The organism is Pseudomonas sp. CMR5c (assembly GCF_003850545.1).
GTDB lineage: Bacteria > Pseudomonadota > Gammaproteobacteria > Pseudomonadales > Pseudomonadaceae > Aquipseudomonas > Aquipseudomonas piscis.
Map to the genome: position 1 here is coordinate 6,633,751 of NZ_CP027705.1, position 23,593 is coordinate 6,657,343.

The window sequence follows — 23,593 nt, forward strand, 5'->3', positions numbered from 1 at the left end:
TTAGTGAACCATTGGAATGACCAAGCTGGTTATACTGGTCACATTGTAGAAAAACGGATACCACGCCATGACAGAAGTTGCCCTCGCCACTGCAACCCCGCACGCGCCATCTGTCATCCGGTTGCTGCTCGGCAAGCTGGCCATCGGCTATAACGAAGTCATCGACCGCCCCGAACTGCCCGCCTCGCGCAAAGTCCAGGCGGTGTTGCTCGATGACGCCGTCGGCGCCCTGATGGTGCTGTTCCCACAGAGCCAGTTGCTGGACCTGAACCGCCTCGCCGAGCTCACCGGCCGACGCTTGCGCTCGGTCTCCACCGAACGCCTGGAGCGCATGCTCGGCAAGCACAGCCTGAGCCTGCTGCCTGGCCTGCCGGCCCTGACCAGCTCGCCCTGCCTGTACGAAGAAAGCCTGCTGCACGAGCCCAGCCTGCTGATCCATTCGGGCGAGCCGGGCGTGCTGCTGGAAATCACTCGCGAAGACTTCAAGGGCATGCTCAGCAAGGCCAGCGCCGGTACCTTCGGCGAGTCCCTGAGCAGCATCCGGCCCAACCTCGACCGCCCGGACGATGACCGCGAGGAAATCTCCCAGGCGATGCAGGCCTTCACCGCCCGGCGCATCCAGCAGCGCCTGGAAGCCACCATCGAGATCCCGCCCCTGGCGGAAACCGCACAGAAGATCATCAAGCTGCGGGTCGACCCCAACGCCACCATCGACGACATCACCGGGGTAGTGGAAACCGACCCGGCACTGGCCGCGCAGGTGGTGAGCTGGGCGGCATCGCCCTACTACGCCTCGCCGGGCAAGATCCGCTCGGTGGAAGACGCCATCGTCCGCGTGCTCGGTTTCGACCTGGTGATCAACCTCGCCCTGGGCCTGGCCCTGGGCAAGACCCTGAGCCTGCCCAAGGACCAGCCGCAGCACGCCACGCCGTACTGGCAGCAGTCGATCTACACCGCCGCGGTGATCGAGGGCCTGACCCGCGCCATGCCCCGGGCCCAGCGCCCCGAAGCCGGCCTGACCTACCTCGCCGGCCTGCTGCACAACTTCGGCTACCTGCTGCTGGCCCATGTGTTCCCGCCGCACTTCTCGCTGATCTGCCGGCACCTGGAGGTCAACCCGCACCTGTGCCACAGCTACATCGAGCAGCACCTGCTGGGCATCAGTCGCGAGCAGATCGGCTCCTGGCTGATGCGCTACTGGGACATGCCGGACGAGTTGTGCACCGCCCTGCGCTTCCAGCACGACCCGAGCTACGACGGCGCCTATGCCGAGTACCCGAACCTGGTCTGCCTGGCAGTGCGCCTGCTGCGTAGCCGAGGCATCGGCTCCGGCCCCCGCGAAGAGATTCCCGAGGCCCTGTTCGAACGCCTGGGGCTCAGTCGCGACAAAGCCGAGGATGTGGTGAGCAAGGTGCTTGAAGCCGAGGTATTGCTGCGCGAACTGGCCTCGCAATTCAGCCAGGCCTGAGTCTTTCTGCAGGCCCTTACGGCCTGCAGAATCCCTTCCGGATCATCTCCTGCGACCGGTCGCGGCCCTGCCGCCGACTGTCGCGTCGAACGCCTCAAGCCTTGGGCTTGGACTTCTTGGGCTTCAGGTACTTGGTCAGCCCCTGGAACCAGATCACCAGCGCCGGATTGCCCTTGATCTGGATCGACTTGTCCTGGATCCCGGTCATGAATGCCAGTTGCTTGTTCTTCGCCTGCATGGTGGCAAAGCCGTACGCCGCGTCCTTGAAGGCGATGGCGAACGCCGGCTCGGGATAGAACCCCGAACGACTGGTGACACGCTGGTCCTTGACGAAGAAATGCCGAGCAACCTTGCCATCGAGCGTCTGCAACTGGAAAACCAGCTCCTTGTCGCCCAACTGTTGCTGGAAAGCGGGATTGTTGCGACTGGCTTTGCCCATCAACAGGCCAAGCACCCAGAGGAGAAAACGAAATTTCATGCGCGGCGCCTCAGTGGAATTATTGGATGGCCGGCGCAGTGTAACCTGTAACTCGCCGAGCGCCAGCCGATCCGTTCGATTACTCGAAGATCGCCTGGCGTTCAGCGCTTATCGCTACATCTTGTCAGACAATCACTGACTCAGACGTTCGGGCAAGGTACCGGTGCCCAGTCGCCCAGGTCCGGGTTCTTGCACATGCTGTTGACCTGGGTCTGGCCGGTGGTGGCCACCTTATTGCTCTCGGCCTGCTTGGTCTTGGCCTGCTGCATCGACTTCTCGGTGCTCACCGCTTCCTTGGGCACCACTGGCAGCTTCGCCTTCGGAGGGGTCTTGCCTTTGCCCTTGCCTTTGCCGGTGCTGGTCACTGGAGTGGTGTCGGCGGTGGCGACCTTGACCACGTCGGTGCGCTGCACGCCCACCTGCTGCAGGTCTTGCTCATAGGCCTGGTTGTACTTGCTCAGGTCCTCGCTGGCACGACCGTTCACCGCGGTGATCAGGTCGTTGGACTCCTTCAGCCCGCTGACGATTTCCGCCAGGCGCTTGCGCCCTTCCACGTCATTGATGCTGTTGGCCTTGCGCGCGCTGATCAGGCTGTCGAAGGCGCGCTGGTAGCACGTCTGCGAAGCACGGGCATAAGCGGTGCTGCGGTCGATGTCGGCCACGCTCTTGTTGACGTCAGTGGCGTAGGACGCGATGCGCTGGTTGTCATCGGCAATCTGCTTCTGGCGCTCGGTGTAATAGCCGGCAGCACCGCCAGCCAGGGCACCACCGGCGGCGCCGATGGCCGCGTTGCGACCGCGATTCTCACCACCGGCAAGAACCCCGAGCAAGGCACCGCCAGCAGCGCCCAGGGCAGCGCCGGTGACGACCGACTTGGTCATGTCCGAATCAGTGGTACGCAGGTGCTGCACCGGCTCGTAGCAGCTCGGGTAGTACTCGACCTTGGTGGTGGAGGCCACCTTGGACACCGGAGAGGTCGCGCAACCGGTCAATACGGTGCTGAACCCGGCGGCAACCAACAGCAGGTGACGCTTGGACGTTGAAGCAAATGGGTTGCGGGAAAAAAGCATGTTCGTGATCTCGATTAAGTTTGACCAACTCGGCGCGACTCAAGGTCGTCCGAGATCCTCCAGGCTCGACAGACAGCGGCCGGTCACGACTTCTGACCGGTCGATGCGAGCAGTTCCTTCAAAATCGTCGCCGGGTCGGCCCGCTGTTTCTGGCGGTAGTCCCCGACATGGCGAACGAATAACGTAGCGCGCGTCACCAGGCTCTTGCCGAGCACCGGCTTGCGATTGAGCTCTTCCTTGATCCGTTGAAATTGCGCCTGGATCACCGCGTCGGTGTAACGGGTGCCCGTGGCCAGGTTGTCGATATAGATCGCCACCGCCCCGTCCAGGGCGCTGCGGCCGTTGTCGATGGCTTCGGCGAACAGCTTGGCGCTGGGCTCGTCCTTGGCATCGAGGGCTTGCTGCTGGCTCTTTTTCAGGTTGGTCAGGCGAATGTTGTAGTTGTTGATCGTCTCGGCCACCAGCGCCGAGGACTGGATCAGGTTGCCCGCCGCTTCCTCGCGCTGTTGGGCGATCAGCGAAACGTTGCGCTTGAGCTCTTCGTTGACCAGCCCCAGCTCGGCCTGTAGCCGTGGGTCGACGCTGGCGGCGATGATGCTGTCCAGGCGCTTGGTCGGGTCCTGGGCGTCGTCGATGGCGTCGGTCAGGGACGCCAGGCGCCCTTCCTTCTGCCATTGGGCGAACAGTTCCTTGTAGCGCGAGCGCGGCGCCGACAGCGCCCCGATGGCCACCCGGAAGCCGGTGGTCTCGTTGCTCTGCTCGGTGCCGTCGGCGGCGAACAACGGATATTCGCGACGCATGCCGGTGAACAACGTGCCCTCGCCCTCCAGGTAGTTGCCGCCCTTGACCACGAAACCACCATAGGTGCCCTGGCGCCGGCCGGCGTGCACCAGCTGGAAGGACTCCTGGACCATCTCCGCGGCGTTGCCGATCACGTCGAACAGGCCGATGGGGTTGGGCAGCTTGGTGCCGATGGGCATCAGTCGTGCCGCCTGGCCGGTACCGCCAGCCACCTGGTTGAACACCGCCCAATCGCCCAGCGGGCCATCACTCTCGCTGCCCTCCACGCGCCGTGGGAACAGCCGGCCTTCCAGCTCCTGGCGGCTCACCGCCTGGCCGCCACGGGCAGCGTATTCCCACTCCACTTCGGTGGGCAGGCGCACGAAGCCCAGGCCGCCGTCCTCGGCGGAGCCGCCACGCCCGCTGACCGGCAGCAGATCGCGATGGTTCTTCATCAGCCAGGCGCTGTACACAGCGGCGAAGCGCTCGGCCTCGAAGCGCGACAGCTTGACCTTGGGCAGGCGCCCCTGCATGCCCTCCGGCGCCTCGCAGGCCGGAGCCGGCTCGCCACTGGCCAGGGACTGGGCCTGGGCCATCACCTGGGCGTACTGGCGAGCCGTGACCTCGTACTTGCCGATGAAGTACATCATCGGCTTGAGCGGCACCCCGGTGCCGGCCTTGGGCAGCAGCGGGCCGATGGTCTTGGCCCAGGGGCCCGGCAAGTCCTTGAGGGTGAACTGGCCGTTGATGTAGTCCCGCCGGTAGCCGGAAATGAACGACTGCTGGTAGCCGCTCTCGCCCTCGGCGAAGGGATAGCCGAGGTTGATCTCGCGGTCATCCAGGGTGCCCTGGGCCAGCACGTAGACGTAGCGGAACACCATCTCGCCATCGCATGGCAACGGCAGGCTGACATCGCCGGCCAGGGGCTTGGGGTTATCCATCTTGTTGCCGGGTTCATCGGCCCACGCGCCCCCGGCCAGGGTCATGGCCAGCACGGCGCTGATCAACTTATACATCGCGAATTCCTTCACAGGCTTCAATGCGCGCCACCCGCCAGCCGCCCAGCGCGGCGGCCAGGGTGCTGACGCCCAGCGTCGCCAACAGGGCCAGGCCGAAGTGGCCCGGCAGCAGATGGCTGGCGTACTCGCCCGGCACCTGCATGAACAAATGATTCAGCCCGGCCTGGGCCAAGGCATACAACACGCCACTCAGCACGGCGGCGAAAGCGGCGCTGTACAGCGCCTGGGCCACCACGAACAGCAACAGCGCCCCGGTGGAAAAACCCAGCAGGCGCAGCACCGACAGCTCCCGGCGCTTGCGCTCCACCGCCGCCAGGGCGCCCGCGAAGATCGCCGCGAAAGCCCCGGCCAGGGCCAGCCCGGCGATGATCCAGAACACGATCGACAAGTTGCGGCTCAACGACTGCACCTGGGCGATGGTCTGGGCCTGGGTCGACACCAGCAGGCCGCGCTCGGCGAAATAGCGGCGCAGCGGCTCGACATCGTCGAGGCTGCGTGCATACAGGCGAAACGCCGGGTACACCCGCTGCCCGGCCTGGGTCGGGGCGCCACCGGCCCAGCCCATGGCCAGCACCGCACGGCCGTCGCGATAGTCCTCGGCGGCCTCCAGCAACTCCAGCGGCGCCAGCAAGGCATCGCGGGCAAAAGCCTCCAGGGGCAACACGCCCTCGACCTGGACCCGGGTCCGCTGCACCTCGCTGCGCCCGGCCACCTGGCGGCCGAAACTGGCCTGCAGCCAATCCCCAGGCCGGGCCCCGAGTTTCTCGGCGGCGGTACGGCTGAGCACCACCCCGTTCATGCCTTGCAATGCCGGCAACGACCCCAGCAAGGGGTCGGTAGGCGCGGTAGGCAGCATTTCCACGGTCAGGCCAACATCCTCCTCGCCTCGCGCCAACTCCGCCGTGGCGGCGATCTGCCGGGTCCTGGGCAAGGCGAACGCCACGTCCGGGCGCTGGCGCAGTTCGGCAATGAACGCGGCATTGAAGCGACCACCACCCAAGGGGATGACCTCGCGCACCGCCGGGTCCTTCTCCAGGCGCTCGGTCAGGCTGCTGACCAGGCCGAACTTGAGTCCGAACAGCACCAGCAACGGCGCGATCACCGCCACCAGGGCCAGCACCGAGCAGGCCGAAAGCCAGGTATCGGCCCGGTAGTCCTGCCAGGCCAGCGCCGCGATCAGGGCTGCACGCATCAGCACGCCTCCCCGAGGGTCGCGGTCACGCCGCCATCGACATCGCGCTGGCAGGCGATACGCCGGATCTGCAAGCCATTGGCCCGCGCCAGCGGTTCATCGTGGGTGGCGACCACGCAGCACAGCTGCTGGTCCCGCGCCTGTTGCACCAGCAGTTGCATCACCCGCTGGGCATTCAACGGGTCCAGGGCCGCGGTCGGTTCGTCCGCCAGCAGCACCTGCGGACCATGGGCCAGGGCCCGGGCGCAACTGACCCGCTGGCGCTGGCCCACCGAGAGGTCGGCGGGTTTCTTGTGGAGCTGGTCGACGATCTCCAGGCGCTCGGCCAGGCGCCGGGGAATGCCTTCGTCGGCCAGGCCCAGCATCTTGCGCGGCAGGCTGATGTTGCCCCGCACATCGAGAAACCCCAGCAAGCCGCCGGTCTGCAGCACATAACCCAGGTGTCGGCTACGCAGCTCGGCCAGGGCGCTGTGCCCGGCCTGCTTCCAGATCCCGGCGATATCGAGGGTTTCCCGGTCCGGGGCGAAATCGAAGCGCCGGCTCGAATCCGGGGCCAGCACCAGCGCCAGCAGGTCGAGCAAGGTGCTCTTGCCGCAGCCGCTGGGGCCCACCACCGCCAACTGGTCGCCCGCGCGCAATTGCAGCCTGGGGATCACCAGGCTGTAGCGTTGGCGTCCCTCGCCGCGGCTCTTGCGCACATCCAGAAGGTTCAGCATCAGGGCAGGGTCGACAAAGGAACGCGGTACAGGGCATCACCCGGCTCGGCATCGCCGAAGCGCACCCAGTTGGCCAGGTCGTTGTGGAAGGTCTCGTAGAGACGGATCTTCGAATCCAGTTCGTCGATGAAGTCTTCCTGTTCGGCCACGCTCAACGACAACCACAGGTCCTGGGTCATGTTCAGCGACTTGCTGCGATACGGCAGGCCTTCCAGGTATTCCCCCAGCACGCCGCCATCGGCGAGATTGCCGCCCTTGCGCAGGGCTGCCGGGTCGCGGCTCATGTAGGCACTGGCGCTGGCGATTTCCTGGAAGAAATCCTTGGGCGAGGTCTGGGTCTTGCGCGCCGCGTCGACGATCAATTTCAGCGACTGCTGCAAGTCGTTGAGCTGCAGCTTGGTGAGCATCACGCAGACCTGGAACGCCGGCAGCGCCGGGTTGGTCAGGTCGCGGTCGGCGGTCCAGGCGCTGACCAGTTGCGGCGCCTGGCTGGCGGATTTGTGCCCGAGGAAATCCATGTGCATGGCGTAGCCGATGGCCGCCGACTTCTCGGCGATGCTCGGGCTCGCCGCCAGCAGCGGGACGGCCTGCTCCTGGTTGCTGCGCACCTGATGCACCAGGTCGGCGAACACCGTGCCGATCTCGTCGACCCGCTCGCCGAACTTGCCCACGTCGCCACCGGGTACCGGGATGTACAGGTCGCCGATCTTCGGGTTGGCGTCGGCGGTCAGCACCCGGTATTGGGTCTCGGCCTGGGCGTGGTTCTTCTTGCCGGCATCGGAGCGCAGGTGCAGGGCATAGATCTTGATCTGCTTGCCCAGGGCCGCCTGGCGCACTTCGGCCTCGTTCATCTGGGTCCGGCTGTAGGGATCGTTCTTGCGCAGGGCGCCGGCATCGCTGACCAGCAGGATCAGGCGGCCACCGTAGCCCTTCCAGTCCATGCCCTCCACTGCCTGCATGATCCCGGCGAAGGCATCTTCGTTGAACGAGTGGCTGGACACGCTGGTGGCCTTGACCTGGCTCACCAGCTCCTGGAACCGCTGGGGATCGCGGCCCTGGTCCAGGGGCACCAGGGTCTTGGCGACATACTCAAGGCCCGGGGTCTTCTTGATGTTGTTGCGAAAGCCCACCAGGCCGAAGCTGACGCTGTCCAGCTCGCCGCGCGCGGCCAGCTTGCCTTGCAGCTCATGCACCACATCGCGGACCCGGTCGATGTAGGGCTGCATCGACACCGAGGTATCCACCACCAGCACCACGGCGGTGCGGAACGCGTCACCGGCGGCTGGCGCGGTATTCACCGGCAGGCGCTTGCCGGCGCTGTCGCTGATGCTCTGTGGGCTGTTGCCCGGGTCGATGGAAGCGACATTGAGCAACTGCACCGGCTGGCCGTTCTCGTCGAAGCTCTCCTTGGCGTCGAAGATCGGCAGCAGGTAGAACTGGTCCTGGGGCACCGCGCTGGCATTGGGCTCCAGGGCCAGCACCTGCTGGTCGTCCTGGGGATTCTTCTGCGCATTGAGCAGCAGGTTCTTGGCCGCCGCAGGATCGGCCAGCAGGCGTTCCAACTGGCTGGCCTGGCGCACGAACATCACCGGCGCACGCCCGGAGCGCTCGGTGAACTTGAGCACCAGGCTCTGCTTCCAGTCGCTGACCTGGTCCTCAGGCAGCCAACCGGCGCTGCGACCATCGCTGGCCGCGCCCAGGCGCAACCAGGTGCGGCCGTCGAGGCTCTTGCGCTGGTACACGTACAGCACCGAGAACGCCGGCACCGCCGCGCCCGGGGCAGCTCCGGGCTCGCTGGAGAAACTCGCCCCAGGCTTGCTCAGCACTCGCTGGAACAGGGTCTTCTTGCCCGCCATCAGCAACGGCCGCTGGCCGCCATCGGCATCGCTCGCCACCGGCTGGTTCACCGGCGGCGCCACGCTGGGCGTGCTGCCGCTACCGGAGGCCGGGGTGCCGGCCACGGTCTTGGACGCTGGCTGCGGGCTGTCCCCGGACAACCACCAATAGCCACCACCAGCCACGGCCAGGGCTACCGCCACGGCCACGCCGGCCAGGGCCAGCACCGGGCCACGCCGCTGCCCGGTCGGCTCGGCGCCCTGGGGCGGCAGGCTGGAGACGCGCTGCGGCTGCGCCACAGGTTCCGGACGCGGCTCCTGGCGCGGGGCCGGTTGCGGGGCCTGCCGGGGAATTTCGATGGAGACCGGGGTCAGCCCGGCCAGGTCGTTGCCCGCGGGCACCTCCAGGGGTGGCAAGGGCAACGGCTGGATCAGCGTCGCCTCGACCTCCGGGGCCGCCGCCGGCAGGTTGTCCAGGGCCGCCAGCAAGGCTGCGGCATCCGGGTAGCGCTCCGCCGGGTCCTTGGCCAGCAGCTTGCCCAGGATGTGCTGGTAGCGGCCGTGGTGCACCGGTAGCTCGGGCAACGGTTCGGTGAGGTGGGCCAGGGCCGTGGACAAGGCATCGGTGCCGTTGTACGGCAGCTTGCCGACGAGGATTTCGTACAGCACTACGCCCAGGGCATAGAGGTCGGCGCGGCCGTCGATGTCCTGGCCACGGGCCTGCTCGGGGCTCATGTAGCTCGGAGTGCCGACGGCGAAGCCGGCCTGGGTGAACTGGGTGCGATCATCCAGGGACTTGGCGATGCCGAAGTCCGAGAGTACCGCCGTGCCATCAGCGCGGAACAGGATGTTGGCCGGCTTGACGTCACGGTGCACCAACCCCTGGGCGTGAGCATAACCCAGGGCCGAAGCGATCTGACGGATGTAGGTCAGGCCCTGCTCCGGGGTCAGCCCGGCGGCGATGCGCTCCTTGAGCGTGCCGTTGGGCAGGTACTCCATGGCCATGTAGTACAGCTCGCCGACATTGCCGATGTCGTGGATGGTCACGGTGTGCGGGTGGGACAGCCGCGCCAGGGTCTTGCCCTCGCGCAGGAAGCGCTCACAGAAGCTCGGGTCGGCGGCCAGCGAGGCAGCCATGACCTTGAGCGCCACCTTGCGCTCCAGGGAGCGCTGGGTCGCCAGGTACACGCTGGCCATGGCGCCTTCGCCAATCTCGCCCTGGATATCGAAGCCGGGAATCAGAATGTCCATGGTCAGTGTCCTGCGGCCTTGATCACGATCGCGGTGATGTTGTCCGGCGCACCCCGGGTCAGGCCCAGGTGGATCAGGCTGCGCACCACATCATTGGGCTCGTTGTGACTGAGCACGTCGCGCAGCTCGAAGTCCTCGGCGGTCTTGTTCAGGCCATCGCTGCACAGCAGGAAGGTATCGCCGGCCTGCACTTGCAGGTCGACCTGGGACAACTCCAGCTGGGCCTCGACACCAATGGCACGGGTGACGATGTTGGCCCGCGGATGAACCCGCGCCTCGGCCTCGCTGAGCAGGCCGCTGTCCTGCAGGTCCTGGACGTAGCTGTGATCCCGGGAGATGCCCTCCAGTTGCTCGTCACGCAGCCGGTACAGGCGGCTGTCGCCAGCCCACAGGCACACCGCCTGGTCGCCGCGTACCGCCAGCAGCACCACGGTGCTGCCCATCATGGTCACGCCACGGTTGGCGGTTTCCTCGCGCACCGCGGCATTCACCGCCGCCAGGGCATTGCGCAACGCCGCGACGTAGTGTTCCAGGCTGTCGCCGCCCGGCACCGCGCGCAGGCTATCGACGATCAGGCTGCTGACGTAGTCGCCGGCGGCGTGCCCGCCCATGCCGTCGGCCACCAGCCAGAGGCCGGTTTCCGGGGCTTCGAGCCAGGCGTCTTCATTGATTTTCCGCACCATGCCGACATGGCTGTAGCTGGCGGACTGATAGGACAGTTGTGGCGCTGAACGCATTTAGACGGCACCCTCTTGCCCGAGCAGAAATTGCCCAAAATCACTGGCTGGCGGCAGCCCCTGGCAACGCAGCAGCATCGGACTGATGTACTGCGAGCCACGTCCCCACCAGACACTCGACCCGTCCAGGGCCAGGGCGGCCAGTACCGTCCCCCGGGCCTGCGGATCATTGACATAGAACCGTTGCAGGCCGGCGTAATGGCTGCCCTCGGCACGCGCTGACGCCAGCGGCGCCCCCAGGCCCTGCAAGCCTTCTTCCAGAGCCTCGAAACTGGCGCCCTCGTCGAGGGTTGCCAGCAACAGCTCCTCCACCTGTTCGAACCACTGGTCCGGGCCGCTCACCAGCGAGGCCAGGTCTTCGCCGGGCTCCAGCAGCGCGGCGACCGTCAGGGGGAAATAGCGCCCGACCCGGTCGATGCTCGGCATCACCACCCCGACCGCCGCCTGGGGCCCGCACAGGCCCGGGGCCAGGGCGAAACGCCACAACGGGCTGACCAGGTAGGCGTTGAGCCAGTGCTCGCCCATGGCGTTCTGGCTGGCCAGCAAACCCGCCGCCAGCCAGCTGTCCCAGGGGCCGATGAAGCTCTGCGGCAGGCCACGGCTGACGAAGTCGCCACGGCTGGCCAGCTTGCCGTACAGGCCGGGCGCCGTCATAGCCGCTCCGGCAGGCTGAAGCCGCTGAGCACCCGGCTCTTGAACGGGTTGAAGGCGCTGCTGGCACGCAGCTCATAGGAAATGCTCGCGCCATCGACCCGCAACCGCAGGTTGAAGCGGTCCGGCGAGTTGGTGGCGGAAAGGTCCGATTGCTCCAGCAGGCGGAACCAGGCCCAAGGGCCGTCCAGGGTGATCCCCGAACGCCCGCTGGCCGACGGCGGCATGATCGACAGGCGCACCACGCCGATGCTTCCCGGGTTCGGCCACTGCATGGCCACCGGCCGGCTCGGGCCGTGGTCGTAGCTCAGTTGCTGGCCATCCAGGTCGAGCAGGAACTGGCTGATATTGGCGTCCATCTCCACCGGCTTGAGCTCGAAGCGCACGGCCGGCTGGGTGCCGCCGCTGGAGCGGAAGAACGCATCGCGGATGTTCGAAGCACGCTGGAACGTCTGCAACACCCCGGGGGAAATCCCCAACTTCTGCGCCGCTCCCGGCTGCCAGCTCCAGGTGGCAGTGGAGGTGTTGACGTAGGGCTGCAGGTACTTGCGGAAGTAGCTGTCCATCACCCCGCCCGCACCGAAGAACTGGCCGAAGTCCTCCAGGGTCGCATCCCGCGAACTGCCCGGCGACATCGGGTAGCGCCCGCTCAGGGACTGGCGGTAGACATTCACCACCTCGCTGACCCAGGCCGCGTTCAACTGGTTGCGCACCCCGCCCATCATGGTGTTGGTGGTGGAACCGACCACCGACTTGACCAATCCCTGGACCACTGGCGGCTGGCGCGCGGCGGTCAGGCTGACCCGGGCCGCGGCGGCGCTGGCCTGGTTCTTGGCTTCGCCCAGCAGCGCATCGCCGCTGGCGCCGACCATGGCGCTGACCTGCACGTACAGGGCGTTCATGTCCGCCAGCAGGCCATCGATGGCCGCCGGCTCACCCTCGCCCTTGCTCACCAGGCTGATCAGGTCGGCGAAGTGCAGGCTCACCGGGTCTTCGCTGGCCACGGCCGCCGGACCCGCTGCCTGCTCCTGGCCCAGGAGCGAACCCAGGCGCTGCTTGAGCTGGTCGACCCCGCCCTCGACCTTCTGGCCCTGGGCCGCCAGCAGGCGTTCTTCCTGTTGCAGGTCGGTTTCCCTGGATACCGCCACCAGCAGTTTTTTCAACGGCGAGGTGGGACCGGAGATGATCCGCAGCACGTCGGCGGCCTGGGCCACGCTGGTGATCGGCACGAAGTCGATGTCGGCCAGCAGCGCGTCCCACTGGCGCAGGTAGTCCTGGAAATACAGGCGGCGCACATCGGCGGCCAGGCTGGCGACGTTCTGCTGCTCGGCCTGGTCGCGGCCCAGCACCCACTGCTCCTCGGCCAGGGTGCCGGCCTGGTTGACGCTGGCCAGCAGGAAGCCCTCGCGATAACCCTTGGCGGTGAACAGCCCGCTCAGGGGTTCGCTCAATGGCTTGCCGCTCTTGCGCGTGAACACCAGCGCCGCATCGCGGCCACCGGCTTCGCTCAGGCGAAAGTCCGGCACGCCGGCCGGCAGCTTGGCGCGCTTGACCCGGTCGTAGACCCGCTGGGCCACCGGCAACTGCTGCAGCTGGCGACGCAGGTCGTCGATCAGGCGCTGGTCCAGGCGGGCATTGGGCGGATGCTTCTCGAACAACGCCTGCAAGTGCCCGGTCAGGGCCTGGCGCTGGTCGGGCGGCAGCTCGCGGGACAGGGTCTGGTCCCAGTCCAGGGTGATCCAGGCCTTGATGAAGTCGGCATCGTAATGCTCGTTGTCAGCCAGCATCAGGTAGGCCTTGAGCCCCTCGTAGAGGAAGTCCGAGTTGCCGCCGCTGTGCAGTTGTTCTTCGATGCGGGTCATCAACCGTGGGGCGAACACCGCCACCAACAGCTTGCGATAGACGCTGGCGGACTCGGCCTCGAGCATATCGCCCTGGTACAGGCCAAGACCCTCGGCCCAGCCCGGGGCATCGCCGGCCAGGTTGCGGGTCGCGTTGAGCAGCGGCAGCACCGCCAGCACATCGCGCTGGGCCGGGCTGAGGTTCTGCACGCCCTGGCGCACCGGCGCCACGCGCTGGTCGACCTGGGCGATATAGCTCTGGTTGGCCCGGTAACTGACGATCCACAGGGTGCCGACCACCAGCACCAGGGCCACGCTGGCGGCCAGGGCGCCACGGGCGATCCATTTGCGCCGACGCTCGACCTTGGGGTTGACCCCCACCAGCCCGCGCTCGGCGAAAGCCACGGCACTGAACAGCTTCTCGATGAAGTAGCTGCGGCCGGTGCCGGTCTGGCGCGCCAGGTGCTGGCGGTCCAGGTTCATGCTCTGGGCCATGGCGCCGATCAGGCGGTCGATGGGGCTGCCTTCTTGGGTGCCACTGGTGAAGTACACCCCGCGCAGCAGCACCCGCTCTTCGAAGGCATTGGGCTTGAACACGCCTTCGAGGAAGCCCTGCAAGGACTCCTTGAGCGCCGCGAACTGCTGCGGGAAGCCGTAGATCAGGTCGCGCCGCGCCGGGTCGCGCTCCTGTTGCAGGCGCTCCACCAGGCGTTCGTTGAGGCGCTGCTCCAGGGCCGCCAGCTCCGCCGGCAGGTGCGCCAGGGGGCTGTCGCTGCCCTTGCCATCGTCCAGGGCGAAGGTCATGCCCCAGACCTGGGCTCGCTCTTCCTTGCTCAGGGAGTCGAAGAACTCCATGAAGCCCGGCACCAGGTCGAGCTTGGTCAGCATCAGGTAGATCGGGAAGCGCACGCCCAGCTGGGTGTACAGCTCCTGGATCCGCAGGCGGATCGCCGCCGCATGGGCCGCTCGCTCGGCTTCACTGCCCAGCAGCAGGTCGGACAGGCTGATGGCCACGAAGGCGCCATCGATCGGCCGCCGCGAACGCTGGGTCTTGAGCAGGTCGAGAAAGCCCAGCCAGGCCGCCTTGTCGACGTTGGCATGGCTGTCCTGGGTGGTGTAGCGGCCGGCGGTGTCCAGCAGCACGGCCTGGTCGGTGAACCACCAATCGCAATTGCGCGTCCCGCCGACACCACGCACGGCGCCGGCACCCAATTGTGCCGCCAGGGGGAAATGCAGGCCGGAGTTGACCAGCGCGGTGGTCTTGCCCGAGCCGGGCGGACCGATGATCACGTACCACGGCAGTTCGTAGAGGTTGCGCCTCTCGTCACCGCCGAGCTTGGCCTTCTTCAGCAGCACCAGGGCCTCGTCCATGCGCTGGCGCAGGGCCGCCAGCTCCTCGGCGGTGGCCAGGCTGTCCGGGTCCGGTGGCGTGTCGGCCGCCAGGCTCTGCAAGACCTTGGCCGCATGCCGGCGGGCCTGGATGATGCGAAACACCCGGTAGGCGATCCACACCGCGAAAATGAAGATGATCAGCGCCCAGCGCCGGCCTTCCGGCACCAGGAACTCCAGCAGCGGGCCGATGAACCAGATGATCAGGCTCAGGGCGATCAGGCCCAGCAGCGGGATCACCCAGCGAATCACAAAACTGAAAAACGCCTTCACTCGACCCCCTCCGCCAATACGCTGATTTCTACCCGACGATTACGCGCCCGCCCTTCGGCAGTGGCATTGGTGGCCAGCGGTTCGGTATCGCTGCGGCCTTCGGCGCTGAAGCGTGCCGGTTGCCCGGTCTTCGCCACGAGGATCTCCTGCACCGATTCGGCGCGGGCCTGGGACAGCTTCCAGTTGGAGGGGAAGCGCAGGGTGGCGATCGGCCGATTGTCGCTATGGCCGGTGATCCGTACCTGGCCCTTGACCTTGCGCACGGCATCGGCGATGCGCAGCATCAACGGCTGGTACTCGTCGCGGATGCTGGCGCTGGCGGAAGCGAACAGCTCGTCGCCACGGATGGTCACCACCGAGCGGTCGGCGGTGTCTTCCACCGCCACGCGCCCGGCACGGATATCGTCGGCCAGGAACCCGGAAAGGCGCGGACGCTCCACCACCTTGGGCTGGATCACCGGACGGTCCAGGGTCTGCACCGGGATCTCGCCCAGGGCATGGATATTCTTGAACACCGGCTCGGCATCCGCCGCCAGCTTCAGGCGCAGGCCGAACAGCAAGGCCAGCAGCAACGCCACACCGATGGCGATGCCGACCCAGGGCGGCATGAACTGGGCCAGGCGGTCCCGGGCCACGGTCACTCCGCGCCAGTGGGGCGACAGCTCGCGCTCATGTTCGCCACGGGCGCTGCGAATGGTCGCCGCAGTACGCTCGCGCAGGGCCTCGAGCTGGCTGCGACCGTCGATCATCACCCGATAGCGGCCTTCGAAACCCAGGCACATGCACAGGTACAAAAGCTCCAGCAGGTACAAACGCTCGCGCGGGCTCTGCAGGCAGTGCTCCAACAGCTGGAACACCTTCTCGCCGCCCCAGGCCTCGTTGTGCACGGTGATCAACAGGCTCTGCTTGCCCCAGTCGCTGGTGCTGCCCCAAGGCGTGCTCAGCACCGCCTCGTCCAGGGCGGTACACAGCGCATAGCGGGCCAGCAACACATCGTTGCGCGGTACGCCAGCGGCCTCGGCGCGCTCCTCGAACTGGCGCAGGTAGGCCAGCAGTTGCGCCCTCAGGCTGGCCGGCGCCGGATGCGCCAGGGTGCTGCGCAGGCGGGTGAGCAATGCCAGCAACGGGCCAGCAGCGCTCTCCAGGGGGTTCAGGCCCTGGGCCTGGCCGGAAGCCAGCGGCGCCGCCGGCATCGCCAGCGAGGGCGCCGGAGCGGCTGCCGGGCGTCCGGGCTCGGGCGCGCGACCACCGGGGCGCGGCATGAATTGGGTGCGGTCGTTGGCCGGGGACGGCTGCCCTGCCGAATCGTCGAACGGATGCATCGCGACTTATCCTCGAATGGCCCAGAAGGCCAGGTTCAACCCCGGGAATTCCCCAGCGACGTGGAAGGCGAAACCACCGGAATGGGCCAGCTGCTTCCAGTGCTCGCTGCCGCGATCGAGTTCGTAGTAGGTCGAACCCGCGTGATACGGCAACTGGCGTGGCGCCACCGGCAGCGGCAGCAGGCCGATGCCCGGCAGTTGCAGGTTGACCAGGTCGCGGATGTGCTCCACCGAACCGACCTTGCTCTGCTGGGCGAAACGCCCGCGCAGGGTCTCGCCGGGCACGTCGGCGCGCACCACCAGGATGAAGCTGGCGTTGTCCAGCAAGGTCCGGTCGGCCAGCATCGCCACGTGCACGCCGTAGGCCTTCTCGACGATCGGGATCGGCGTGGCCTTGCTGTCGATCAGCATCGACAGGGCCTCGCGCAGCGCCTGCATGACCGGGGCGTAGCTCAGCGCCAGCTCGTCATGCTGGTACTGCGGGAAATCCAAGGGGCGTCGGCTGCTGCTGGAAAAGGTCGAGAACTCGCCGGCCAGGCCCACCAGTTCGCTATAAAAGCGCTCCGGATGCAGCGGGCTGATCTGGTTCAGGTGGCTGATCAACGGCTGTGCGCGGTTGACCAGTTGCAGCAGCATGAAGTCGGCGATTTCCGAAGCGCCACCGGCCCCCGAGGCCACCACGCGTCCGGCCAGGGCCTCGCCACGCTGGTGCAGCAGCCCCAGCAGTTCGCTGCGAAAGGCGCTCAACGGCTTGGAAGCCGCCACATCCAGCAACGGCGGGATGTAGCTGTCGTCCAGCACCAGGGCGCGGTCGGCACGCTTTTCCTTGATCCGCACCACGCCGACGGCGGCGTAGTCGCTCAAGCCGTCCTGGGCCGTGAGCAGGCGCAGGGCCCGTGACCCCACGGCCACCGGCGCGCGGTTTTCGAAGGCGGCGTTATCGTCACGCACCTCGCGCACCTGGCTCAGGTAGCGCGCCCCGCCCAGCTCCTCGCCTTCGTCCACGGTGTCCCGGGCGCCCGCGCGCTTGAGCGGCAGGGCCAGGTACACCAGGCCATCGCGCAGGTTGTCGTCGATGCTCAGCGGGCTCGGCGCCAGGTCGTCATGAGGAATGTTGAACGGCGTGCCGTCGGGCAACAGGCCACGGGCGCTGATGATCGCCAGCTTGCCCTGGGCCAGCAGGCCCTGGTCGATACGCAGCTCGGAAAACCCCCAGGCGCCGGTCGCCAGCGGACGGCTGCGAGCGTCGATGAGGTTCTCCAGGTAACGGTCGTGCTGCTGGAAGTGCTGGGTTCCAATGAACATGCCTTCCGACCAGACCACTCGATTGTTCCAGGACATGGTTGCTCCGATTGCCTATTGGGCGGGGCTGGATGGGGACGCCGCGAGTTCGGCGCTGACCGCGCGCAGGTCGAGGCTGATCTGATATGCGTTGTTCAGGTGTGCCGCGGTATTGACGCTGACCCGCCACTGGGCCCGGTCGATCTCGCGAAAGCCCACCAGCAAGCCGACCTGGCGGGTGGCCGGGTCCAGGGTGCGCTTGAGGGTGAACTGATCGCCCGGCTGCACCAGCACTTCATCCTGGTCGATCAGGTCGGGGCCGAGGGTTGCCGGGGCGCGTTCCGCCAGGGCGAAGTAATCGGCACGCATGAAGGCCGCCGGGTTCTTCAGTTCGAAGATCCGTACCCGCACCGGCGTGCTGCTGCCGTCAGGGCTGGGATTGAGCCCGGGCGTGGCCTGGAAATGCAGCTCCACCGAAGTGGCGCCGGGACCGTCCTTGGCCGGATCGGCCGCTGGTGGCGGGGTGTCCTTGGCACAAGCCGCCAGTACCAGCATGGCGACCAATGTCAGTAATCGTTGAATCATCCTGCGTCCTCAATGACGTGTCAGCTGTCCGTGTATCCGTGTCTGGGGGTTTCCAGGGGCGCTCAGGAGCGGCGCAACCGGTGGGTGTGTTCTTCGTAGGCGCGACTGAACTCGCGACCGAAGAGGTCCTGGAAATCATCCTGGGCCTCCTGGGAAATCTGCTTGTAGAGCGCGGTGAACTGCTGCCAGTTCTGCGCCTGGCGCGAACCGCCGAAGAGGTTGCCCAGGCCGCCGGGCTTGCTCATGCGGGCTTCCAGTTCGCTGGGCTCGAAACGCCCGAGCAGGTGCTTGATGGCCGCTTCCACGCCGGCCATGACCGCCAGCTGGTGGGCGCGCAAATCGTCGAAGCTGTCCTGCACCGCCTGGTCCGGGGCCATGAACGCCTGGCTGCTGTGACGCAGCAGCAAAAGCATCGCCTCATCGACATTCGGCGCGAATTTCAGCGGGTTGTTCTCCACTGGGCGGATCATCGTCTGCTGCATGCGAAATTCGCCCTTGAGGCTACTGCGGGCACGCAACACGTCGATCAGCCCCTCGACCATCAGCCGATAACTGCGGCCCAGGCTTTCCATCTGCGCCGCGGCCTGTTGCGGATCGATACGCAAATGCTCCAGGCCAGCGCCACGCAGGAACGCTTGCAGCAGGTCGGTTTGCGGCACCGGCTCGCTGGCTGGCGCGATGGCCGGCGAAGCGACCGGGGCGGCAACAGGTGCAACAGGTGCAACAGGTGCAACAGGTGCGACTGGCGCAACGGCCACGGGTTGCGGTTGCGGTTGCGGCTCCTCGAATGGCGTGGCGAACTCGCCGATATCAGGGAACGGCGTCGCCGCCGGCGGCACTGGCAGGACGGCCTCGGGCAGCGGTACCGGCACCGGCCTGGACGGCGTCTCGGCGAACAGGTCCCAGTCTTCCGGGATCATCCCCACCCCTTGGGGCGCTGGCGCCACCGGCGGCACCTGGGGCAGCGGCTGGGGAATGGCGGTAGGCGTCGGCGGCCGGAAGTCGTGCTGCTCGGCAGGGACATGGTCGGGCTGGGTCGCCGGCGGGGTCGCGCCCGGGGCCAGGAAGTCGAACAGATCGGGAAAGGTGTCCTGGGCCGAAGCGCCCTGGAAGTGCGCCACCGGCGCCATGGAGATCGGCTCGATCGGCGTCGGCGGCGCCGCCTGGCGGCCCATCAGCGCCTCGAAGCTGTTGGCGTTGTTCCCGGCGAAAGCCTCGGCCTGGGACCGGCTCATGCTGAAATCGATTCGCGCGCTGATCTCGTAATCGCCGATCCGAATGACTTCGCCATCTTCCAGTAGCTCGCTGGCGCCTCGACGCATGCGGATACCGGCGCGGACTAACTCCACACCATTAGTACTGTTATCGGTCAAATAATAGCGACCATCCTTGTATTGGATGACGCAATGTCGCGCAGAGACTAAGCGCTCGGGATCGGGAAGTACCCAGTCGTTATCAGAACTACGGCCAATTGCCATCACTCCCTGGTCCATTAGTTTCTCAGGGCATTGACCGGGGGTAATCTTATGATAACTAGTGATAGTCAAACACAGCGACATCGCGCCTCCTTGCTGTACTTCCGCGTGCGAACCGGCGTTGGGTAAAAAGTTCCGTAAAAAGATGAAAAACCCGCAAAAATCCCTTAAATCGCGCAGTTCACAGCACGTCCGCTCAACTTAACCGACACAGATGACAAAAGCCTTTCTTCCCGCCAAAGTCTGACCCACCGGTCAAGGGGTCAATAAAGGCGACATAACACTGTCATGCAGGCCGAATAGCTTACCTTGACAAGGCACAACTACTACACCAAAAATGCACAACTTCTTGAACACGGATGATGGCTCACTAGTATCAACGAGTCTATATAAACCAAGAAATGTGCGCGAGTTCACAATTAACTAGCGCATTAACTGCCTGACTGTCCTGCAGGCTGATAGGGAGATCGAACCAGGTGGATGTACCGATGTTGCTCGCTGCGATTTCAGCAACTTCGCCTTGTGGCGAAGACCTGGAATACGACGCGGATTTCTTGCATCTGGAGCGGTCCGCCCAGGGCCAGCCCGAGCGCAGCATGGGCGACTCGATCCTTCCGGCCGAACCGCCGGAGTGGCGCGGCATCCAGCAGCAGAGCCTGGACTTGCTGTCTCGCAGCAAGGACCTGCGCATCACCCATTTCCTACTCCAGAGCACCCTGGCCCTCGAAGGCCTGCCGGGCCTGGCCACCAGCCTCGAGCTGATCGACGGCCTGTTGCGCGACTACTGGGAGCAACTGCATCCACGCCTGGACGCCGACGACGACAACGACCCTACCGTCCGTATCAACGCCCTCGCCGGCCTGGCTTCCGATACCACCATCGGCCTGCTGCGCGACGCCATCCTCACCCGTTCCCGGACCTTCGGCCCGGTCAGCGTGCGGGCCGCCCTGAATGCGGCCGGCTTGCAGCACTTTTCCGGTGAGAGCCTGGGCTCCGACCATCTGGCCGGCGCGCTGCAAGACAGCGACCCGGAGCACCTGGATGCCATTCGCCACGCCTTGAGCAGCGCTCGCTCGGCGGTCGAGTCCATCGAAAAGCAGGTCAGCGAACAGGTCGGCTCCGCCAGTGGCGTGGACCTCAGCGCCCTCAAGCAACCGCTGCGCCTGGCGTTGCAGGTGCTGGGCCAGCACGCTCCGCAGGCGGCCGACAGCCCCGCCGAAGCCGAGGTCGAGCCAGCACCCGGCCAAGAGCCCAGCGCCCCCACGGCGCCGGCCCAGCCCCGGGTTTCGGGGGAGATCAACAGCCGCGACGACGTGCTGCGCAGCCTCGACCGGCTGCTGGCCTACTACAGCCGCCACGAGCCTTCGAGCCCGTTGCCGGTGTTGCTCAACCGGGCCAAGAACCTGGTCAACGCCGACTTCGCGGCCATCGTGCGCAATCTGATCCCCGACGGCATGTCCCAATTTGAAAACCTGCGCGGTCCCGAATCCGACTAATCGCGGACGGACCGAACAGTAACGTCAACGGCAATCACCGACCGACGCCAACACCGTCGCAGCAGCGACCAGGAGCACAACGTGGCGAAGCAAAGTTCTCAGAAGTTCATCGCGCGCAACCGCGCGCCCCGGGTACAGATCGAATACGACGTCGAACTCTACGGCGCCGAGAAAAAGGTCCAGCTGCCCTTCGTCATGGGTGTCATGGCCGATCTGGCGGGCAAGCCGGCCGAGCCCCTGGCCGCCGTGGCCGACCGCAAGTTCCTGGAAATCGACGTCGACAACTTCGACTCGCGCCTCAAGGCGATGAAGCCACGGGTGGCGTTCCACGTGCCCAACGAGCTGACCGGCGAAGGCAACCTGAGCCTGGACATCACCTTCGAGAGCATGGACGACTTCAGCCCTGCGGCGGTGGCGCGCAAGGTCGACTCGCTGAACCAGCTGCTGGAAGCCCGTACCCAGCTGGCCAACCTGCTGACCTACATGGACGGCAAGACCGGCGCCGAAGAAATCATCATGAAAGCCATCAAGGATCCGGCGTTGCTCCAGGCCCTGGCGAGTGCGCCAAAGCCTGTGGACTCCGAGCCTAACGCTTAATCAGGACCAACGATCATGACCGAATTGATGCGTGACAATCAGGCCCAACCCGGCGCCACCGAACAGGCCAGCGAATTCGCCTCGCTGCTGCTGCAAGAGTTCAAGCCCAAGACCGAACGCGCTCGCGAAGCCGTGGAAACCGCGGTCCGCACCCTGGCCGAACAGGCCCTGGCGCAGACCGACCTGGTGTCCAACGACGCGATCAAGTCGATCGAGTCGATCATCGCGGCCATCGACGCCAAGCTCACCGCCCAGGTCAACCAGGTGATCCATCACCCGGAATTCCAGCAGCTGGAAAGCGCCTGGCGCGGCCTGCACTACCTGGTCAACAACACCGAGACCGACGAGCAACTGAAGATCCGCGTGCTCAACATCTCCAAGCCGGAGCTGCACAAGACCCTGAAGAAATTCAAGGGCACGGCCTGGGACCAGAGCCCGATGTTCAAGAAGATGTACGAAGAGGAATACGGCCAGTTCGGCGGCGAGCCCTACGGCTGCCTGGTGGGCGACTACTACTTCGACCAGTCGCCACCGGATGTCGAGCTGCTGGGCGAGCTGTCCAAGGTCTGCGCGGCCATGCACGCGCCGTTCATCTCCGCGGCTTCGCCGACCGTGATGGGCATGGGCTCGTGGCAGGAACTGTCCAACCCACGGGACCTGACCAAGATCTTCACCACCCCGGAATACGCCGGCTGGCGCTCCCTGCGTGAATCGGAAGACTCGCGCTACATCGGCCTGACCATGCCGCGCTTCCTGGCACGCCTGCCTTACGGCGCCAAGACCGACCCGGTGGAAGCCTTCGCCTTCGAAGAAAACACCGACGGCGCCGACAGCTCCAAGTACACCTGGGCCAACGCGGCCTACGCCATGGCGGTGAACATCAACCGTTCGTTCAAGCATTTCGGCTGGTGCTCGCGGATCCGCGGCGTGGAGTCCGGCGGCGAGGTAGAGAACCTGCCGGCGCACACCTTCCCCACCGACGACGGTGGCGTGGACATGAAGTGCCCGACCGAGATCGCCATCTCCGACCGGCGCGAGGCGGAACTGGCCAAGAACGGCTTCATGCCGCTGCTGCACAAGAAGAACACCGACTTTGCGGCCTTCATCGGCGCCCAGTCGCTGCAGAAACCGGCCGAGTACGACGATCCGGACGCCACCGCCAACGCCAACCTGGCCGCGCGCCTGCCGTACCTGTTCGCCACCTGCCGCTTCGCCCACTACCTCAAGTGCATCGTGCGCGACAAGATCGGCTCCTTCAAAGAGAAGGACGAGATGCAGCGCTGGTTGCAGGACTGGATCCTCAACTACGTCGATGGCGACCCGGCGCACTCCACCGAGACCACCAAGGCCCAGCACCCGCTGGCCGCGGCGGAAGTGGTGGTCGAGGAAGTCGAAGGCAACCCGGGCTACTACAACTCCAAGTTCTTCCTGCGCCCGCACTACCAGCTCGAAGGACTGACCGTTTCGCTGCGCCTGGTTTCCAAGCTGCCATCGGCAAAAGGCGCCTGACACCCCAACTAGCGGCCACTGCCCGAACGCCGGCAGCGGCCGCCAAGCTGAACAAACATCGTGGCAAGGGCCACACAGGGAGAAAACATGGCTGTTGATATTTTCATCAAGATCGGTGACATCAAGGGCGAGTCCATGGACAAAGCCCACAAGGACGAAATCGACGTGCTGAACTGGAGCTGGGGCATGTCCCAGTCCGGCAACATGCACGTAGGCGGTGGCGGCGGCGCGGGCAAGGTCAACATCCAGGACCTGTCGCTGACCAAGTACGTCGACAAGGCTTCGCCGAACCTGATGATGCATTGCTCCAGCGGCAAGCACATCGACAAGGTGCGCCTGACCGTGCGCAAGGCCGGCGGTGAAAGCCAGGTCGAGTACATGATCATCGACCTGGAAGAAGTGCTGATCACTTCCCTGAGCACCGGCGGTTCGGGCAGCGATGATCGCCTGACCGAAAACATCACCCTGAACTTCGCCCAGGTGGCGGTCGAGTACCAGCCGCAGAAAGCCGACGGCACCAAGGACGGCGGCCCGATCAAGTACGGCTGGAACATCCGCTCGAACACCAAGCGCTGATCCACTGCGGCCGCATCGCAGGCAACCGGCCCGGGCAACGTCCCGGGTCTCG

Annotated in this window: 18 protein-coding genes; 5 read left to right on the plus strand and 13 right to left on the minus strand. The window is 66.1% G+C overall.

Translation table 11 applies throughout. The features are described 5' to 3' along the window. Positions 1-67 precede the first annotated feature (67 nt). Positions 68-1,468, plus strand: a complete 1,401-nt coding sequence (locus tag C4K40_RS30730; protein WP_053133622.1) for an aminoacyl-tRNA deacylase and HDOD domain-containing protein — start codon at positions 68-70, stop codon at positions 1,466-1,468. Positions 1,469-1,562: 94 nt separating this feature from the next. Here the strand turns inward: C4K40_RS30730 and C4K40_RS30735 are convergent, their stop codons facing one another. The 13 genes from C4K40_RS30735 to tagH all read right to left on the minus strand — a co-directional run bounded on the left by C4K40_RS30735 (position 1,563) and on the right by tagH (position 19,447). Next, a complete protein-coding gene (locus C4K40_RS30735; RefSeq protein ID WP_022641855.1) occupies positions 1,563-1,946 on the minus strand; it encodes a hypothetical protein in 384 nt (127 codons plus the stop codon). A gap of 140 nt (positions 1,947-2,086) precedes the next feature. Beyond that, positions 2,087-3,016, minus strand: a complete 930-nt coding sequence (tagQ, locus tag C4K40_RS30740) for a type VI secretion system-associated lipoprotein TagQ (RefSeq protein ID WP_053133619.1) — start codon at positions 3,014-3,016, stop codon at positions 2,087-2,089. 83 nt (positions 3,017-3,099) lie between these two features. Continuing rightward, entirely contained in the window at positions 3,100-4,812 is a 1,713-nt protein-coding gene (locus tag C4K40_RS30745; protein ID WP_053133616.1) for an SUMF1/EgtB/PvdO family nonheme iron enzyme, read from the minus strand. Continuing rightward, the gene (locus C4K40_RS30750) at positions 4,805-6,007 is read right to left on the minus strand and encodes an ABC transporter permease (RefSeq protein ID WP_053133613.1); all 1,203 of its coding nucleotides are present in this window, start codon (positions 6,005-6,007) and stop codon (positions 4,805-4,807) included. Before C4K40_RS30750 ends, C4K40_RS30745 begins: the two co-directional genes overlap by 8 nt. Further along, positions 6,007-6,723, minus strand: coding sequence for an ABC transporter ATP-binding protein (locus tag C4K40_RS30755; protein ID WP_053133610.1), 717 nt, complete (start codon positions 6,721-6,723; stop codon positions 6,007-6,009). The genes C4K40_RS30750 and C4K40_RS30755 overlap by 1 nt, the downstream gene beginning before the upstream one ends. Continuing rightward, the gene (locus C4K40_RS30760; RefSeq protein WP_053133607.1) at positions 6,723-9,809 is read right to left on the minus strand and encodes a serine/threonine-protein kinase; all 3,087 of its coding nucleotides are present in this window, start codon (positions 9,807-9,809) and stop codon (positions 6,723-6,725) included. Before C4K40_RS30760 ends, C4K40_RS30755 begins: the two co-directional genes overlap by 1 nt. 2 nt (positions 9,810-9,811) lie before the next feature. Next, on the minus strand, positions 9,812-10,546 hold the full coding sequence (locus C4K40_RS30765; RefSeq protein WP_022641861.1) for a PP2C family serine/threonine-protein phosphatase: 735 nt from the start codon (positions 10,544-10,546) through the stop codon (positions 9,812-9,814). After that, entirely contained in the window at positions 10,547-11,200 is a 654-nt protein-coding gene (gene tagF / locus C4K40_RS30770; protein ID WP_022641862.1) for a type VI secretion system-associated protein TagF, read from the minus strand. Next, entirely contained in the window at positions 11,197-14,700 is a 3,504-nt protein-coding gene (tssM, locus tag C4K40_RS30775) for a type VI secretion system membrane subunit TssM (protein ID WP_053133605.1), read from the minus strand. Before tssM ends, tagF begins: the two co-directional genes overlap by 4 nt. Continuing rightward, positions 14,697-16,022 carry a DotU family type VI secretion system protein gene (locus tag C4K40_RS30780; protein WP_053133602.1) on the minus strand — a complete coding sequence of 442 codons (1,326 nt, stop codon included), beginning with the start codon at positions 16,020-16,022 and terminating at the stop codon, positions 14,697-14,699. Before C4K40_RS30780 ends, tssM begins: the two co-directional genes overlap by 4 nt. 6 nt (positions 16,023-16,028) lie before the next feature. Beyond that, positions 16,029-17,363 (minus strand): type VI secretion system baseplate subunit TssK, encoded by a 1,335-nt coding sequence (tssK, locus tag C4K40_RS30785; protein ID WP_031320708.1) that lies wholly within the window; start codon positions 17,361-17,363, stop codon positions 16,029-16,031. 15 nt (positions 17,364-17,378) lie between these two features. Continuing rightward, the gene (gene tssJ / locus C4K40_RS30790) at positions 17,379-17,888 is read right to left on the minus strand and encodes a type VI secretion system lipoprotein TssJ (RefSeq protein WP_031320709.1); all 510 of its coding nucleotides are present in this window, start codon (positions 17,886-17,888) and stop codon (positions 17,379-17,381) included. Positions 17,889-17,950: 62 nt separating this feature from the next. Continuing rightward, a complete protein-coding gene (gene tagH / locus C4K40_RS30795) occupies positions 17,951-19,447 on the minus strand; it encodes a type VI secretion system-associated FHA domain protein TagH (RefSeq protein WP_053133599.1) in 1,497 nt (498 codons plus the stop codon). 392 nt (positions 19,448-19,839) lie between these two features. Between tagH and tssA the strand changes: the two genes are divergently transcribed. The 4 genes from tssA to C4K40_RS30815 all read left to right on the plus strand — a co-directional run bounded on the left by tssA (position 19,840) and on the right by C4K40_RS30815 (position 23,541). Beyond that, positions 19,840-20,859 (plus strand): type VI secretion system protein TssA, encoded by a 1,020-nt coding sequence (gene tssA / locus C4K40_RS30800; protein ID WP_053133595.1) that lies wholly within the window; start codon positions 19,840-19,842, stop codon positions 20,857-20,859. 81 nt (positions 20,860-20,940) lie between these two features. Continuing rightward, positions 20,941-21,456 (plus strand): type VI secretion system contractile sheath small subunit, encoded by a 516-nt coding sequence (gene tssB / locus C4K40_RS30805; protein ID WP_022641868.1) that lies wholly within the window; start codon positions 20,941-20,943, stop codon positions 21,454-21,456. 15 nt (positions 21,457-21,471) lie between these two features. Next, a complete protein-coding gene (tssC, locus tag C4K40_RS30810; protein ID WP_022641869.1) occupies positions 21,472-22,965 on the plus strand; it encodes a type VI secretion system contractile sheath large subunit in 1,494 nt (497 codons plus the stop codon). A gap of 87 nt (positions 22,966-23,052) precedes the next feature. Then, positions 23,053-23,541, plus strand: a complete 489-nt coding sequence (locus C4K40_RS30815) for a type VI secretion system tube protein Hcp (protein ID WP_022641870.1) — start codon at positions 23,053-23,055, stop codon at positions 23,539-23,541. Positions 23,542-23,593 lie beyond the last annotated feature (52 nt).